The organism is Roseibium sp. HPY-6 (genome assembly GCF_040530035.1).
Taxonomy (GTDB): domain Bacteria; phylum Pseudomonadota; class Alphaproteobacteria; order Rhizobiales; family Stappiaceae; genus Roseibium.
The window spans coordinates 1,434,232-1,449,658 of sequence record NZ_JBEWCD010000001.1 but is presented as its reverse complement, the minus strand read 5'-3'; the positions used below and the strand labels follow the sequence as shown (position 1 = coordinate 1,449,658).

The following is a 15,427-nucleotide window of genomic DNA, read 5'->3' as shown; positions in this document are numbered from 1 at the left end:
GCTTTCAACGGTTTGCCACGCGGCGGCGTGCAAGAGGTGTTCAATCTGGATTTTTAGGGAAAGTGCCGGTTTGCCGCAAGACTTCACCGAGCGCCATGCCTGCGGAGACGGCGACGTTGATTGAACGCATGCCCTCCATCATGGGAATGGTCAATCGTGCGTCGACGAGATCGTGGATGCTCTGAGGAACGCCGGTGCTTTCACGGCCCATCAACAGTACATCATCCGGCCGATACTCGAAGTCGGTGTATCTGACTTCAGCTTTGGTTGTCAGCAAGATAAGTCTCTTGTTTTGCGTCAAGCGAAACAGTTCGAAATCCGCGAAACTTCGATGCCTGCGCATCGTGGCCCGCTCCAGATAATCCATGCCGGCACGTTTCAGAGCGCTGTCGGAAATCGGAAATCCGGCCGGTTCGATCAAGTGTACCGTAACACCCATGCAGGCCCCTAGGCGCAGTATCGTTCCAGCGTTCTGAGGTATATCGGGTTGGTAGAGCGCTATGTCTGGCATCGCTTCAAAGATCTCGGATTACAGGCGGCGGTGGATAGCAGTTTGACCGGCGATTGTCATGCCTTCTGCCTCATTTGACGTGTTTATTTGATAGTCCGATTTGAAACGGCGAGCATAGAATAGTCATCAGATTCGCTCCCATGCATCAGGAGATTCCCCGTGTCCGCGCTTTTTCGCCTGTTCGAAAGCTGGATTGATCCGTTTCGAAACCCACCGGACATGGAAATGCCGCGCGGCGGCCTCCGCTTTCTCCTTTATTTCATAACGCAAGTCCGTTGGCCTTTCGTGGCAATGCTTTTTCTCGGTTGCCTCTCTGCTTTCGTCGAAGTCACGATTTTCAATTTCCTGGGAAGAATTGTGGATCTGCTGGAAACCGGGGACCGGGCCACCTTCTTCAGTGATCATGCCTGGACTCTCTTCTTGATGGGACTGGTGGTTCTTGTCTTGCGGACCTTGGTTGCTGCGCTGATGGCTCTCGTTGAGGAACAGACGGTTGTTCCCGGATTTTTCAACCTGGTCAGATGGCAATGCCACCAACGCGTCATGCGGCAGAGCCTGAGTTATTTTCAGGATGACCTGGCGGGCAGGTTGGTGCAGAAGGTCATGCAGGCGGGCATGTCAGCAGGCGATTTCATGATCAACCTGTTACAGGTTGCCTGGTTTATCATTGTCTATGCGGTGACAACGCTAATCCTCGTCACGGAACTGGATGGCAGGCTTGGAGCTCTCGTCGCGCTTTGGCTTGGCCTTTTTGCGGTGACCGCCTGGTATTTCGTGCCGCGGATCCGCGTTGCCTCCAAGGAAACGGCAAATAGCTACTCTGGCGTCACCGGGCGGTTCGTCGACACTTACACCAACATTCAATCGGTGAAACTTTTTGGATCAACATTGGAGGAAAGCCGGGGCGCCAGGCAATCACTTGAGGGGTTCATTGCGAAACTCAAGAGGTTCACGCGTTACCTGACATCGATCAGAATAATCATGTCGTCGATTAATGGCGTGATGATCGTTTCGATTACCGCGATGGCACTTTTGGTCTGGCAGGACGGCGGTATCAGCACCGGGCATGTTGCATTTGCGCTCAGCCTGATCTTGCGGCTGAACATACTTCTCAACCGGCTCTTCAATCAGCTCAACGGTCTGTTCCGCCACTTCGGATCGCTTCAGGACAGCATGGAAACAATCGTCAAGCCAATTGCCTTGACCGACACTCCGCAGGCAAAAGAGCTCGGCGTCAGTCACGGCGAGATAAGATTTGAAAACATCCGCTTTCACTACGGTAAGGACGGCGGCGTCATCGATCATCTGGATCTTACCATCCAACCGGGCGAGCGCGTTGGTCTGGTGGGACCGTCCGGTGCGGGCAAGACGACGCTTGTGAGCCTGCTGCTCAGGTTCTTCGACCTGGAAGCGGGGCGGATACTGATCGACGGCCAGGACGTGAAACATGTTGCGCAGGAGTCTCTACGCCGCTCCATAGGAATGGTGACACAAGACACATCCCTTTTGCATCGCTCCATCCGTGAAAATATCCGCTACGGACGAAGCTCTGCGCGGGAAGAGGATTTGATTGAGGCGGCGCGCAAGGCGCACGCGCTCGACTTCATTGAAAAACTGGAAGACAAGAAGGGCCGGACAGGGTTTGACGCTTATGTTGGCGAACGCGGTGTCAAATTGTCGGGGGGACAGCGGCAACGGATAGCAATCGCACGCGTCCTATTGAAGGATGCGCCCCTTTTGGTCCTTGACGAGGCGACATCCGCGTTGGATTCGGAGGTTGAGGCTGCGATCCAGGAGAACCTGCAAAGCCTTATGGCTGGAAAAACGGTCATTGCCATCGCGCATCGTCTGTCGACGATTGCCGCAATGGACCGGCTGGTCGTGATGGACGAAGGAAAGATCGTTCAACAGGGCACGCATGACGTGCTTCTACAAGACAAAACCGGGCTATACGCACAGCTCTGGCAACGGCAATCAGGCGGGTTTCTCAGGACAGATGCAGTTCCGGCCTGAGTGAAAAGGTGGAACGGTTTGCAATGCGATTTTGCTGATCCGAAACACCGAGGCGGACGTAATGAAGGGGTCAAACCGCTGAGGATCCCATGGTTCAGTACACCACTGCCTATTTTGCGACAGCGCTCGTTTTTCTCGCTGTCGACTATGTCTGGTTGTCACAAGTGGCGACGCGGTTCTATTTCGACCGCATCGGTCACTTGCTGATGGACAAGCCGAATATGGCGGCAGCAGGCGCCTTCTACATAATCTATGTGGTCGGAATTGTGGTGTTCGCGGTTGCACCGGCGCTGAAATCGGAAAGCATGGCCACGGCGATCGTTTACGGAGCCATGTTCGGTTTCTTCACGTACGCGACTTACGATGTCACTAACTATGCAACGCTCAGAAACTGGCCCGTCATCGTCACGATCGTTGACGTCGCCTGGGGAACAGTCCTGTCCGCATTTTCAGCCGGAATGGGCTATGTGCTTACCCGGCTTGTGACGGCGCACTAGCACCAGGGGGCGTTCTTGTCAGCCTCTTTTGAGCCAGTCGGCCAATTGGGCGCTTCGTTACTGGCGAAGCGCCAAACGTCTTAAATTCATGGCATCGCCTGTATTCCCGAAGCGCATACTGTCAAAGTTGCGTAGCTTCCTGATATTTTAGGAAGAATTTTATTGTCATATTTCTCAATAAAATCATGAAGGCCAGCTGTTTAGTGTTTTTTTCAATGTATTTTGGCAGCTTAGTCTTTGGTGCTTAGACCAATCGACGAAAAAAACAAATGGATGACTACACGGCCGACCTGACCGCATTGAACCTGATTTTGTTTGTCGGGATGGGAGCGCTGCTCCTGTTCGCGGTGTTTCTTGTTGGGCGCTTTACAGGTAAACGAACCGCATATGATGCAGCTTCGAATTTCGGAAACGATGCTGCTGTTCTGAAAACCGTGGTCGAACATGCTCATGAAGGCTTGGTGATGCAGGACATTTACGGCCGGATCGAGTGGTCGAATCCTGCCTATACGCGTATCACCGGGTTTAGCGCAGAAGAAATTCGGGGGCGCCGCCCACAGGAATTCGTCCTCCCTCCGAACAATCAACTGACAGCTGAAGACCTGAATAATTTCAAGTTCGATCTGGGAAAGTTTTCTTCCGGCTTCAAGGAGTTGATCCAGAACCAGCGCAAGAACGGTGAACTGTTCTGGAATCAACTCACTTTCGCACAGGTTGAAGGCGATACCGACGACAAGACCCGCATGATCATCCTGTGCCAGGACGTAACACGTGAGGTGGAGCGTTTTGCTGAACTTGAGGAAACGCGCAAGCGATTAAAGTATCAGGCCGAGCACGACGAACTGACCGGTCTTGCGACCCGCGCGAAAATCACATCTTTCCTGCAGGAGCGGCTATCGTCGCAAAGAGGCGACGCACGCAGGGTCGGCGTCATTCATTTCGATCTGGATCATTTCAAGGATATCAATGACAGCCATGGTCATAGCGCGGGTGACACGGTGCTGCGACATGTGGCCGGCGTGCTCAGGACGGTTGTTGCAGACAATGGTGTCGTCGCAAGGGTTGGTGGTGACGAGTTTCTGGCGGCAATTTCCGATCCGGCCGGCCCGGATCAGATGGAGCAGTTCGCGCAACAGATGCTCGATGATTTGACCAGACCGATCACCATCGAGCGGGAAAGGTTGAAGGTCGCCGGGAGCGTTGGACTTGTTCTTGCCGATACAGACAAGACCAGCCTGGCTGAACTCATCAACCAGGCCGACATTGCGCTATATGCGGCAAAGAAATCTGGACGAGGGCGTTTGTCCTGGTACACCGACGCGCTTGGGGCTGCCCACCGGCACAGGCGCATGAGCATGGCGCAACTGGACCAGGATCTTGAAAGCGGCAACCTGACACTGTTGATGCAACCGCAGTTCGATCTTCAGGACAGTAAGGTGATGGGCTACGAGGTGTCCACACATTGGCTGCACCCGTCCGAAGGGCTTGTCGACCCGGCGAACATGCTCTCCGAGCAGGAAGACGTAGTGCGCATGGCACGCATCGAACGGTTTGGCTTGCGACAGGGCCTTGCCGAGATCAGACGGCTGCGCGAAGCAACGGGCGGGTTCTATACGCTGACAGTTGATCTGACGGGCGCAAGCATCAGCACACCGGGTTTCGAAGAAAAACTGCGGCAGTTGTGCGAAGATGCGGACTTTCCATTGGAAGACCTGATCGTTCAATTCAAGCCGCAAGCGATTCACTTCGACGAACCCGACTGCCTTCAAAACGCGATCGACAGAATTTCAAAACTCGGCTGCAGGATTGCACTCGACAATGTCGGTAGTGTTCATGGCGGTGTTGCACAACTCATTCAGGTCAGTGCGCATGTCATGAAAATCAGTCCCTGGCTGGTAAGCGATTTGGAAACGGACGCGAAAAAGCGGCACCTGACCCAGGCGGTCATCGAACTTGCCCACAAGTTCGGGTGCCAGGTGATGGCAGTAGGCGTGGTCACCAAAGCTCAGCGCGAGATCTTGCAGGAATTCGGGTGCCGATTCATTCAAGGCGATCTGATTGCCGCGCCCATGTCTGCCAGAGAAGCCGAAATTCACTTGCAAGACTTTACGGACGGGAACGAATTGGACTGAATCTGTTGCAGATCCGCCGGTTCGATGTGTCCGATTGGCAACAGATGTCAGCTTCGTAGCGTCTGTGTTCGTGTTGCCCCTTCCCATTTTCACCGAAAACGGTTAGGACATCGGCTTGTCAACTCAAGAGTGTTGACGTTTTTCCCTGCGGCAATCGGGTCGCGCAACCAGGAGGGCATACATGATAGATCTTTGCATGATCCACCCGTGCTTCGCCCATGCCGGTTGCAGCAAGGTCGCCCCACGGCAGCGTTAGGCGCCGTCGCACCTTCTCTTTCTCAATAATTTTGCGGTGAACGGCTCAAGCCGCTGTGTGTGCTGCACGCCATTCAAAGCGTGTCCGCCGTCGCCATCGATCCTGATCCCCTTTCGGAGCTGTTCCGATGAATTCGTTTTTTGTGCAGGACCCGTCTGTGCGTGCAGACCGTCCGGATATCGAAATGCCTTCGGCCCGCCAGACGAGCCCCGGAGGCGGGCGCAGACTTGCCCGCTATTTGACAGCGATCGCCATGTTCTTCGGAGCCACGTTCGCGGTGGCAGTTCTATTGTTCGTGCCGGTGCTGGCCTTCAACCTGAGCCGCGTCGAAGCTCTTGAGGTTGCTGGAGAATATATGCCAGTGACTGTTTTCGTTGACGAACTCGGCGCACTGTTCTGGGGCACTGCAATCATTGCCCTTGCGTTCACAAGCTTTATGACCGGCCTTTTGTTCATGTCCGCCGGTGCAACCATTCGACCGCGCTCGCAATCGCTCGGCAACGAAGATGCCCTGATGCATCTTACCGTGCTACGTTTGAGCCGCTCTGAGAGGTAGTCATGTTTGACCGTTTCGAACAGCTCATTGATCCGTTTGAGAAAACGGAGCTGGACGTCCCGCCAAAGGGATTCTGGGCTTTTTGCTGGTACTATACAAAGCCTGTCTGGCCGATCCTTCTTGTCGTTTCGATCCTCGGCGCGATCATAGCGGTTCTGGAAGTCTTGATTTTCACGTTTCTGGGCGAGCTGGTCACCTGGCTCAGCACGGAAAACACTGAAACATTCTTCCAGGACAACTGGGGCCAGCTGGTCTGGATGGCAGTGGTCGTGCTTGTCCTGTTGCCGGGTTTTGCAGCGATCTGGGAGATGCTTTTTCACCAGGGGCTCATGGGTACTTATCCCATGTCGGTGCGCTGGCGGGTTCACCGCTACCTGCTGCGGCAAAGCATTTCGTTCTATCAGAACGATTTTGCCGGCCGGATCGCAAACAAGCTGATGCAGACGGCACTGGCAGTCAGGGAAGTCGTCACGCGGATTGCCGACATCCTTGTCTATGTGGTCGTCTATTTCTTTGCGGCGCTGTTTGTCGTGGCCGAGGCAAGTCCCTATTTTGCGATCCCGTTTATCGGATGGCTCGTCTGCTATCTCATAACGATGCGCGTCTTCATTCCGCGCCTAAAGAACGTATCAAGAGACCAGGCAGATGCGCGCTCCGTTATGACGGGACACGTCGTGGACGCTTATACGAACATCTCGACAGTGAAGCTCTTCTCTCACGCCGAGCGCGAGGAGGAGTATGCCAAGTCGTCCATGATGTCGTTCCTGAAGACCGTGTTTTTGCAGATGCGGCTGGTAACGGGGATGAACATCACCCTGACGACGCTCAACATGGTTCTGCTTTTCGCCGTTTCGGCAATGTCGATGGGGCTCTGGCAGGCCGGCCGCGTCACGACGGGGGAGATCGCGGTTGCCGTCGCTCTTGTCCTGCGCTTTCAGGGCATGTCGCAATGGATCTTGTGGGAAGTGTCTGGCCTTTTCGAGAACATCGGTACTGTCCAGGACGGCATCAACACGATTTCCAGAGAACGGGATGTCGTCGATACTCCCGATGCAAAGGCGCTGTCCGTGCCGAATGGTGAAATCAGGTTCGATGGGATTGGTTTTCACTACGGCAAGAAAACAGGTGTCATCGAGGAGCTGAACCTCACGATTGCACCGGGTGAGAAGATCGGACTGATCGGCAGATCCGGAGCTGGCAAGTCGACACTCGTCAATCTGCTGCTGCGCTTTTACGATCTGGAGCGCGGTCGCATTCTGATTGATGGCCAGGATATTGCCGGTGTTCGGCAGGACGACATCCGGGCAAATGTCGGCGTCGTCACTCAGGACACCTCGTTGCTGCACCGTTCGATCTTTGAGAACGTTGCTTACGGCAAACCGGATGTCATGCGCGCCGATGTCGAGACGGCATTGGAAAAAGCGCACGCCATCGAGTTTGTTGCCGGACTGACCGATCTCAATGGACGCAACGGCCTCGACGCTCATGTCGGTGAACGGGGCGTCAAGCTCTCCGGTGGCCAGCGCCAGCGCGTTGCCATTGCGCGTGTCTTGTTGAAGGATGCTCCGATCCTGGTTCTTGATGAAGCGACATCTGCGCTTGATTCAGAAGTGGAGCTTGCGATCCAGGAGAGTCTGTTCGAATTGATGAAGGGCAAGACCGTGATTGCGATTGCGCACCGTCTGTCGACCATCGCGGCAATGGACAGGCTTATCGTCATGGATCAGGGGCGAATCATTGAGCAGGGCTCACACCAGGAGCTTCTGGAAAAAAACGGCCTTTATGCGCAGCTTTGGCAGCACCAGTCCGGCGGCTTCCTGGCGCCGGTGCAGGCGGCGTAACCGTCCTTACAATCAGCAGGAGCGGGATTCCGTTGAAATCCGCTCTTGCGCTCTTTCCCCAAAAAAGGGCAGAAAAGCGACGGGGTGTTTTTTTTGCCTGCGACATATGCGTTTTGTGGCGTTTGTTGATCTGGACAAGCGTTTCGAAGGGTGCAAAAAGACAAGCCGATTGGCCGATGCGGAAAACTGCCGCACCCGGCCACCGTTGAGCCCGGCATGGTTCCGGCTATCCTTTATGGCAAAGGACGGCCCGGACATGATGCGGGCTTTCGGTACAGGTAGAACTTTTGAGGGGACGCGACCTTGGCACACAACACGGATGCGGAAGAACCGAACCGCCGTGACTTTCTCTACATCGCGACCGGTGCAATGGGCGTTGTGGGCGCCGGCGCTTTGGCATGGCCGTTCATTGATCAGATGAACCCGGATGCCTCCGCACTTGCGCTGGCTTCCATTGAGGTTGATGTGTCTGCCGTCGAAGAAGGGCAGTCAATCACAGTCAAATGGCGCGGGAAGCCGGTCTTCATCCGCAACCGCACCGAAACGGAAGTCACCGAGGCCACAGATGTGCCGCTTTCCGATCTCCCGGACAAACTGGCGCGCAACGCGAACCTGCCAGCTGATGCGGAAGCAACCGATCCGAACCGGGGTGTCAAGGACAAGGAAAACTGGCTTGTTCAAATCGGCATCTGCACGCATCTCGGTTGCGTTCCAATTGGAGATGCTGGTGAATTCGGCGGCTGGTTCTGCCCATGCCACGGTTCGCACTACGACACGGCCGGCCGCATTCGCAAAGGCCCGGCTCCCGAGAATTTGCTGATTCCGCCGCTCGAGTTCGTCACCGACTCGACGATCAAGATCGGCTAACGGCAAAAATTTTTAGGAGACAGCCATGGCTGGACATTCAAACTACGTACCGCAGAGCGCTGCGGCCAAGTGGCTGGAAAGCCGCCTGCCGGTCATTTCGCTCATGCGCGGTTCCTTCGTCGACTTCCCGACCCCGAAAAACCTCAACTACTGGTGGACGTTCGGCGGGATCCTGTTTTTCGTGCTGATCGCGCAGATCCTGACCGGCATCGTGCTGGTGATGCACTACACGCCCAGCACTGATGCGGCTTTCAACAGCGTTGAGCACATCATGCGCGATGTGAACTTCGGCTGGATGCTGCGTTACCTGCACTCCAACGGCGCCTCGATGTTCTTCATTGCCGTCTATATCCACATCTTCCGCGGATTGTACTACGGGTCCTACAAGGCACCCCGTGAGATCTCCTGGATCCTCGGCGTGATCATCTTCCTGATCATGATGGGAACGGCGTTCATGGGCTATGTCCTGCCATGGGGCCAGATGTCGTTCTGGGGCGCAACGGTTATCACCAACCTGTTCTCGGCTATCCCGCTCGTCGGCGAAAGCATCGTGACATGGCTCTGGGGCGGCTTTGCGGTCGACAATCCGACACTCAACCGCTTCTTTTCGCTTCACTACCTGCTGCCGTTCATGATCTTCGGTGTTGTCATCCTGCACGTCTGGGCCTTCCACACGACAGGCAACAACAATCCGACAGGCGTTCAGCCGAAGACCAAACAGGACACGCTGCCGTTCCATCCGTACTACACGGTGAAGGATCTGTTCGCGATCGTCGTGTTCATGATCTTCTTCTCGTGGTTCGCTTTCTATCTGCCCAACTACCTCGGGCATGCGGACAACTACATCGAAGCGAACCCGCTGGTCACGCCGGCACACATAGTTCCTGAATGGTACTTCCTGCCGTTCTACGCGATCTTGCGCGCGGTTCCGGACAAGCTCGGCGGTGTTGTCCTGATGTTCGGTGCCATCGCGGTTCTGTTCATTCTGCCCTGGCTCGACACATCGAAGGTCCGCTCCGGCGCTTACCGTCCGCTGTTCAAGCAGTTCTTCTGGATTTTTGCAGCTGTTTGCGTTGCGCTCGGATACCTGGGCGCCATGCCCGCCGAGGGCATCTACGTGACGCTGTCCCGGATCTTCACCGCCTACTACTTTGCGCACTTCCTGATCATTCTGCCCATGCTCGGTTTCCTGGAAAAACCGAAGCCGCTGCCGGCGTCGATCTCGGAAGCCGTGCTTAAGGGCGGGTCAGGTCAACCTGCCGGCGCGGCTGCTGCGCCGGAAACGAAATAATGCGAACCGGATCAGGAGTTATTTGAAACAATGAGCACCATGATCAAAATGGTTCGTTCCCTTGTGGCGGTGGCGTCTCTCGCCATCGCAACGCCGGCGCTCGCCGCTGGTGCCAAGGTGGAAATCGATTATCAGAACTGGTCCTTTGCCGGCCCGTTTGGTTTCTATGACCGGGCGCAGCTGCAGCGCGGTTTCAAGGTCTATCGTGAAAACTGTTCTGCTTGCCACGGTTTGCGACTGGTCGCATTCCGGAACCTTGCTGAAAACGGTGGCCCAAGCTTCACGGAAGATCAGGCAAAGGCCGTCGCGGCTGAATACACAGTAATCGACGGGCCGGACGACTTTGGCGACATGTTCGAACGCCCGGCGATCCTGGCAGACCGTTTCCCGTCTCCCTTCCCGAACGAGCAGGCCGCCCGTGCGGCCAACAACGGCGCCTATCCGCCGGACTTCTCGCTTCTTGCGAAAGCGCGTGCGGCACAGCGTGGCTTCCCGGCCTTCGTGTTCGACATCTTTACGCAGTATCAGGAGAACGGTCCCGACTACATCTACTCGCTTTTGACGGGTTATGTGGATCCGCCCGAGGGCGTGACGGTGCCGGATGGCCAGTACTACAATCACTCGTTCTTGGCCGGTGAGTTCATTTCGATGGCGCCGCCGCTGTTTGATGAGGCTGTTGAATACACCGACGGGACCCCGATGACGGTCGAGCAATACGCAAAAGACGTCTCGGCATTCATGATGTGGGCCGCAGAACCTCATCTTGAAGACCGCAAGAAGATCGGCTTCCGCGTGATGATCTTCCTGATCGTGTTCGCAGGATTGCTCTACTTCACCAAGAAGCAGCTGTGGCGCAACGTCGAACACTGATTGGTCCAATTAGGACAGATCTCGAAAGGCGGGCCTTGTGCCCGCCTTTTTGTTGGCTTGCAATCTGAACATGCACCTCGTCTTGAGGTGCCGAGCGCAGCGGTTCCTTGAAAGAGGGGCGGCAAAGTCTGGCCGGCTTGTCCATCCTTCGCGACGGACCTTATGGCCCGCCTCAGGATGGCTTGTGTTTGTTTCTGCGCTGATGTTGAGTGGGCCCGCTTTTTTTCTTTTTGACCTGTTCAACATGCATGCCGCTTGTTAATCAGCAGGTCGGACTGTTGCATGACTGGAGACTTGGAAATGGCTGATGCGGTGCTTGGGATAATCGGCGGGTCCGGCATCTACGACCTTCCCGGACTTGAAAACTCCGAATGGATTAGCGTCGAAAGCCCTTGGGGGACGCCATCCGACCAGGTCCGTATCGGCGAGATTGACGGCCTGAAGATTGTGTTTTTGCCACGACACGGCAGAGGACACGTCTATTCGCCGACAACGATCAACTATCGTGCGAATATTGACGTGATGAAGCGCTGCGGCGTCACCGATCTCCTTTCCGTTTCCGCTTGCGGTTCGCTAAAGGAAGAACATGCGCCCGGAACCTTCGTTCTCGTCGATCAGTTCATTGACCGGACAATCGCGCGCGAAAAGAGCTTCTTTGGGACCGGCTGCGTCGCGCATGTTTCCATGGCGACACCGGTGAGCCCCAAACTGATCGATGCCGTTGCAGCTGCCGCAGAAGCGGAAGGACTTGCCTATGCCCGTGGCGGGACGTACCTGGCGATGGAAGGTCCTCAGTTCTCATCGCTGGCAGAGAGCCACCTCTACCGGTCCTGGGGCTGTGACGTGATCGGTATGACGAACATGCCTGAAGCGAAGCTCGCCCGCGAAGCGGAGATCTGCTACGCAACCGTTGCCATGGTGACCGACTACGACAGCTGGCACCCCGATCACGGTGAGGTCGACATTCAGGCCATCATCAAGGTCCTGCATGACAATGCGGAGAACGCTCAGCGCCTGGTGGCGCGTGTCGCGCGTGACTTGCCAAGAGAGCACCAGTCATGCCCAGCCGGGTCAGATACGGCGCTGGAATTCGCTTTCATGACTGCACCTGAAAAACGTGATCCGGAGCTCGTGGCAAAGCTGGATGCTGTTGCCGGACGTGTCCTCAACAAGGCCGGTTAGAGCCTCCGGGATCGCCACAACATTCATTGAACACAGGCGAATTCGCTTCGATCACAGGCGCAAACTTGATATAAGCGACGGTCGGGGCAGGTGCCGGAACGATCAGCCGAAGAAAGAGAGCTCGATGACCGAACAGACAATCCAGGATGAATTGATCCACGCGATCCGCACGATCAAGGACTATCCGAAAGAGGGCATTCTGTTTCGCGATATCACGACGCTTCTTGGAAACGCTCGCGCCTTCCGGCGTGCCGTTGATGCGCTCGTTCAGCCCTGGGCCGGGTCCAAGGTTGATCAGATCGCAGGTATCGAAGCACGCGGTTTCATTCTGGGTGGCGCTGTAGCACATCAGGTTTCTGCCGGCTTCGTTCCGATCCGCAAAAAGGGAAAGCTGCCACACGAGACCGTGCGGATTGCCTACTCGCTCGAATACGGCCTGGATGAGATGGAAATGCACAAGGATGCGATCCAGCCGGGTGATCGCGTCATCCTTGTCGACGATCTCATCGCGACAGGCGGCACGGCGGAAGCGGCTTGCAAGCTTCTGAAGTCAATGGGTGCGAATATCGAGGCAGCCTGTTTCATTGTGGATCTGCCGGATCTGGGCGGACGCAAGAAACTGGAGGAGCTGAATGTTCCCGTCCGCACGCTGGTGGAATTCCCCGGGCACTGACAGCCGATGGCAGATGAAGCCGATTGTCCGGTTGACCGGCCACAGTTCACAGATGACTTTCGTCGTGATTTCGAAACCCTTTTGAGATGGCGCAGGGATGTGCGCCGTTTTCGGCGAGATCCGCTGCCGGAGGGCAAGCTCGACGATCTGCTCCGATTGGCGGATCTTGCACCTTCTGTCGGCAACAGTCAGCCTTGGCGCATTGTGATTGTCGGCAGCGATGATAAACGGAATGACGTTATTGCGTGTTTTGAGACGCAGAATGAGATTGCATCCCACAAGTACGAACAGGAAAAAGCACTTCAATACAAACAGTTGAAGCTTGCCGGGCTTCGCGAAGCGCCGATCCACATTGCCGTTTACTGTGACACCGATCCGGTGCAGGGGGCGGGGCTTGGGCGGGCAACGATGCCCGAAACGCTTGCCTACTCTGCTGTCGGCATGATCCACACGTTCTGGCTGGCCGCCCGGAGCGAGGGCATAGGCGTCGGTTGGGTATCAATTCTTGAACCTGAGAGCATCTCGAAAATCCTTCAGGTTGACGCCAACTGGCAGCTCGTGGCTTATCTATGTGTTGGCTATCCGGAAGAAGAACATGTCGACCCGGAACTGGAACGCGCGCGCTGGCAGGCGCGCAGTCCTCTAAAAAACCGGATATTTACCCGCTAGGAGCCCCTAAATGCCTGTGATCATTCGACCTACGGAAGAAAGAGACTATGACGCTGTGCGTCAGCTCTTGACGGATCGCTGGACCGCGCCGGAGATCATGCTCGACAATGAAGTGTTCGATGCGCCCCGGCTACCGGGCTATGTTGCCTTTGACGGAGACGATCTGGTCGGCCTCGTGACGCTGATCAAGCGTGACGGAGAGTGGGAAATCCTGACACTGGATTCGATCAATCGCTGGGGCGGCGTGGGCAGCCAGTTGCTGGATGCTGTCGTGACGGAGGCGCGCTCGCAAAACGTACCGCGACTCACGGTCAGAACGTCCAATGACAATCTGGATGCGTTCCGGTTCTACCAGCGGCGCGGATTCCGCTTCGAGCGCATTGGGCAGGGCGTTATTGACAAGGAACGCGAACAGAAGCCGGGCATCCCGCTACGCGGCGATTACGGTATCGAAATCCGCGATGAAGTGCTCTTTGCCAGAGCCCTCTAGACCGAGCCTGGAAACTTAGTCTCAACAATGTTTGAAGGCACGTACCGAGCGACGACGGTTTTCTCAGAACACCTCTTGCCGTCGCCGTGACAGGAAGAAACCGTGACCGTCAAGGTTCTCGCACCGAAGGCCCTTTCTCGATGAGAAGCAGGTGAACCCGCCAAATTCTCCGGTAACGCCGTAGTCGGCCCGGTCAAAGCCGCCTTTGTCCCGGCTTGTCTGCTGACACAGAATTTCGGCCGGTCCTCTGTCGGTCATGAAAAACGTGTGGCCCCAGTCCGACGTGCAGGTCGCCGGCTTGGGAAGCGGCGGGATGCCACCGCGCTCAATAATCGTACACGTGAGGTCAGACGAGTCTGGGCCTTCCCCGACAACGCATTGAATGTTCTCAGACGGTGTTTCAAAGGTCCACACATCGGCGTGCGCTGCCGATGCTCCGAGCATGATGGCGAAAATGGCGTAACGTATGAACATGAGGCCCATTCAATTCCTTAACTTGAAAATTCGATCCGAACAGTCATCTCACTGCTCAGCGCCGCAGAGCCCTGCCTGCGCGTCTCGAAGCTGTGCGACGGCGTTCTGTAACTATTACGGCTTTCTCTCGACAAACACCGTTGCCTTGAAGGAAAACACCAGCGTTCCATCCTGATTGTGTGCCAGCATGTCCGAATGGATCAGGCCCCATTCGGGACGGCTGCGGCTCTCGGTCTTGCCTGTAACGATGCGGGTGTAGCGGAGCGTATCCCCAGGATAAACCGGCCTGATCCACTTCAGATCCTGAAACCCCGGGGAGGGACCGATCTTTGCAATCGGCGTGTCTGATTTACCAGCCTGTTCCTGCAGCTCCCGCATCTTTGCAACGAACAGCTTCATGAAAATCGAAGCGGTGTGCCAACCGGACGCGCAAAGACGCCCGAAATGGGTTTTTGAAGCCTCTTCTTCGCTCAAGTGAAAAGGCTGCGGATCGTACTTCTCGGCAAAGCGGATGATCTCGTCCTTGTTGAAGGTGTAACTGCCGAGCTCCAGGGTTTCGCCGATGGTGACGTCCTCAAAAAACGAAATCATTCGCTGGCCTCCTGCTTTTCAAACAGGACCGGGTTTTCCCATTCAATAACCTCTGTGCCATTCTGATTGATTGCCGTGATCTTGATAAAGACCATTCCAAGGAGCGGTTTGGAACGCAGCTCCTTTGTGGCCAGGATCTTGGCACTGGCGGACAGGACGTCTCCCGGAAACACGGGATGTTTCCATTTCAGCCTGCTCACGCCTGGCGACCCACGGCCTGAGCTCTTGTTGAAGAGGTTTGTGGCCAGAAGGCGCATGACGATACTTGCCGTATGCCAGCCTGAGGCTGCCAGCCCGCCGAGCATAGACGCTTTTCCACCCTCTTCGCTGACGTGAAAGTCTTGCGGGTCGAACTCTGTCGCAAATTCGACAATGTCGTCCCTGGTGACTTCGATCGAGCCAAGGTCAAGATCTTGCCCGGCCTCAAAGTCTTCGAAATATCGTGGTGTTGTCATGAAAGCGGTTTGCTCGGTTGTTCTTGGGAGTGCCTCGTGAGGGCTCTGGGGAAATGATG

The 15,427-nt window shown here is 55.9% G+C and carries 16 protein-coding genes; 12 read left to right on the top strand and 4 right to left on the bottom strand.

Translation table 11 applies throughout. The features are described 5' to 3' along the window. Nucleotides 1-40: 40 nt before the first annotated feature. Nucleotides 41-511 carry a tRNA (cytidine(34)-2'-O)-methyltransferase gene (locus ABVF61_RS06900; RefSeq protein WP_353992780.1) on the bottom strand — a complete coding sequence of 157 codons (471 nt, stop codon included), beginning with the start codon at nucleotides 509-511 and terminating at the stop codon, nucleotides 41-43. Nucleotides 512-730: 219 nt separating this feature from the next. Between ABVF61_RS06900 and ABVF61_RS06895 the strand changes: the two genes are divergently transcribed. The 12 genes from ABVF61_RS06895 to ABVF61_RS06840 all read left to right on the top strand — a co-directional run bounded on the left by ABVF61_RS06895 (nucleotide 731) and on the right by ABVF61_RS06840 (nucleotide 13,848). Continuing rightward, the gene (locus ABVF61_RS06895; RefSeq protein WP_353993681.1) at nucleotides 731-2,524 is read left to right on the top strand and encodes an ABC transporter ATP-binding protein; all 1,794 of its coding nucleotides are present in this window, start codon (nucleotides 731-733) and stop codon (nucleotides 2,522-2,524) included. 89 nt (nucleotides 2,525-2,613) lie between these two features. After that, the gene (locus ABVF61_RS06890) at nucleotides 2,614-3,021 is read left to right on the top strand and encodes a DUF2177 family protein (protein WP_353992779.1); all 408 of its coding nucleotides are present in this window, start codon (nucleotides 2,614-2,616) and stop codon (nucleotides 3,019-3,021) included. 269 nt (nucleotides 3,022-3,290) lie between these two features. Then, nucleotides 3,291-5,153 (top strand): EAL domain-containing protein, encoded by a 1,863-nt coding sequence (locus tag ABVF61_RS06885; protein ID WP_353992778.1) that lies wholly within the window; start codon nucleotides 3,291-3,293, stop codon nucleotides 5,151-5,153. Nucleotides 5,154-5,536: 383 nt separating this feature from the next. Further along, nucleotides 5,537-5,965 carry a hypothetical protein gene (locus ABVF61_RS06880; protein ID WP_353992777.1) on the top strand — a complete coding sequence of 143 codons (429 nt, stop codon included), beginning with the start codon at nucleotides 5,537-5,539 and terminating at the stop codon, nucleotides 5,963-5,965. Between the two features lie 2 nt (nucleotides 5,966-5,967). Next, a complete protein-coding gene (locus tag ABVF61_RS06875) occupies nucleotides 5,968-7,806 on the top strand; it encodes an ABC transporter ATP-binding protein (protein ID WP_353992776.1) in 1,839 nt (612 codons plus the stop codon). 303 nt (nucleotides 7,807-8,109) lie between these two features. Then, nucleotides 8,110-8,673 (top strand): ubiquinol-cytochrome c reductase iron-sulfur subunit, encoded by a 564-nt coding sequence (gene petA / locus ABVF61_RS06870; protein WP_353992775.1) that lies wholly within the window; start codon nucleotides 8,110-8,112, stop codon nucleotides 8,671-8,673. 25 nt (nucleotides 8,674-8,698) lie between these two features. Further along, nucleotides 8,699-9,964, top strand: a complete 1,266-nt coding sequence (locus ABVF61_RS06865) for a cytochrome b (RefSeq protein WP_353992774.1) — start codon at nucleotides 8,699-8,701, stop codon at nucleotides 9,962-9,964. 30 nt (nucleotides 9,965-9,994) lie between these two features. Beyond that, on the top strand, nucleotides 9,995-10,834 hold the full coding sequence (locus ABVF61_RS06860) for a cytochrome c1 (RefSeq protein ID WP_353992773.1): 840 nt from the start codon (nucleotides 9,995-9,997) through the stop codon (nucleotides 10,832-10,834). A 300-nt stretch (nucleotides 10,835-11,134) separates the two neighbouring features. After that, nucleotides 11,135-12,016: an S-methyl-5'-thioadenosine phosphorylase gene (locus ABVF61_RS06855; RefSeq protein WP_353993680.1), complete on the top strand. Its 882-nt coding sequence runs from the start codon at nucleotides 11,135-11,137 to the stop codon at nucleotides 12,014-12,016. A 124-nt stretch (nucleotides 12,017-12,140) separates the two neighbouring features. Continuing rightward, a complete protein-coding gene (locus ABVF61_RS06850; protein WP_353992772.1) occupies nucleotides 12,141-12,689 on the top strand; it encodes an adenine phosphoribosyltransferase in 549 nt (182 codons plus the stop codon). A gap of 6 nt (nucleotides 12,690-12,695) precedes the next feature. Then, nucleotides 12,696-13,358, top strand: coding sequence for a 5,6-dimethylbenzimidazole synthase (bluB, locus tag ABVF61_RS06845; protein WP_353992771.1), 663 nt, complete (start codon nucleotides 12,696-12,698; stop codon nucleotides 13,356-13,358). Between the two features lie 10 nt (nucleotides 13,359-13,368). Beyond that, complete coding sequence (locus ABVF61_RS06840) at nucleotides 13,369-13,848, top strand: GNAT family N-acetyltransferase (protein WP_353992770.1); 480 nt, start codon at nucleotides 13,369-13,371, stop codon at nucleotides 13,846-13,848. Nucleotides 13,849-13,911: 63 nt separating this feature from the next. Here the strand turns inward: ABVF61_RS06840 and ABVF61_RS06835 are convergent, their stop codons facing one another. The 3 genes from ABVF61_RS06835 to ABVF61_RS06825 all read right to left on the bottom strand — a co-directional run bounded on the left by ABVF61_RS06835 (nucleotide 13,912) and on the right by ABVF61_RS06825 (nucleotide 15,368). After that, the gene (locus ABVF61_RS06835; RefSeq protein ID WP_353992769.1) at nucleotides 13,912-14,322 is read right to left on the bottom strand and encodes a DUF6636 domain-containing protein; all 411 of its coding nucleotides are present in this window, start codon (nucleotides 14,320-14,322) and stop codon (nucleotides 13,912-13,914) included. A 114-nt stretch (nucleotides 14,323-14,436) separates the two neighbouring features. Beyond that, complete coding sequence (locus ABVF61_RS06830) at nucleotides 14,437-14,913, bottom strand: MaoC family dehydratase (RefSeq protein WP_353992768.1); 477 nt, start codon at nucleotides 14,911-14,913, stop codon at nucleotides 14,437-14,439. Further along, nucleotides 14,910-15,368, bottom strand: a complete 459-nt coding sequence (locus ABVF61_RS06825) for a MaoC family dehydratase (RefSeq protein ID WP_353992767.1) — start codon at nucleotides 15,366-15,368, stop codon at nucleotides 14,910-14,912. The genes ABVF61_RS06830 and ABVF61_RS06825 overlap by 4 nt, the downstream gene beginning before the upstream one ends. Between the last annotated feature and the right edge of the window lie 59 nt (nucleotides 15,369-15,427).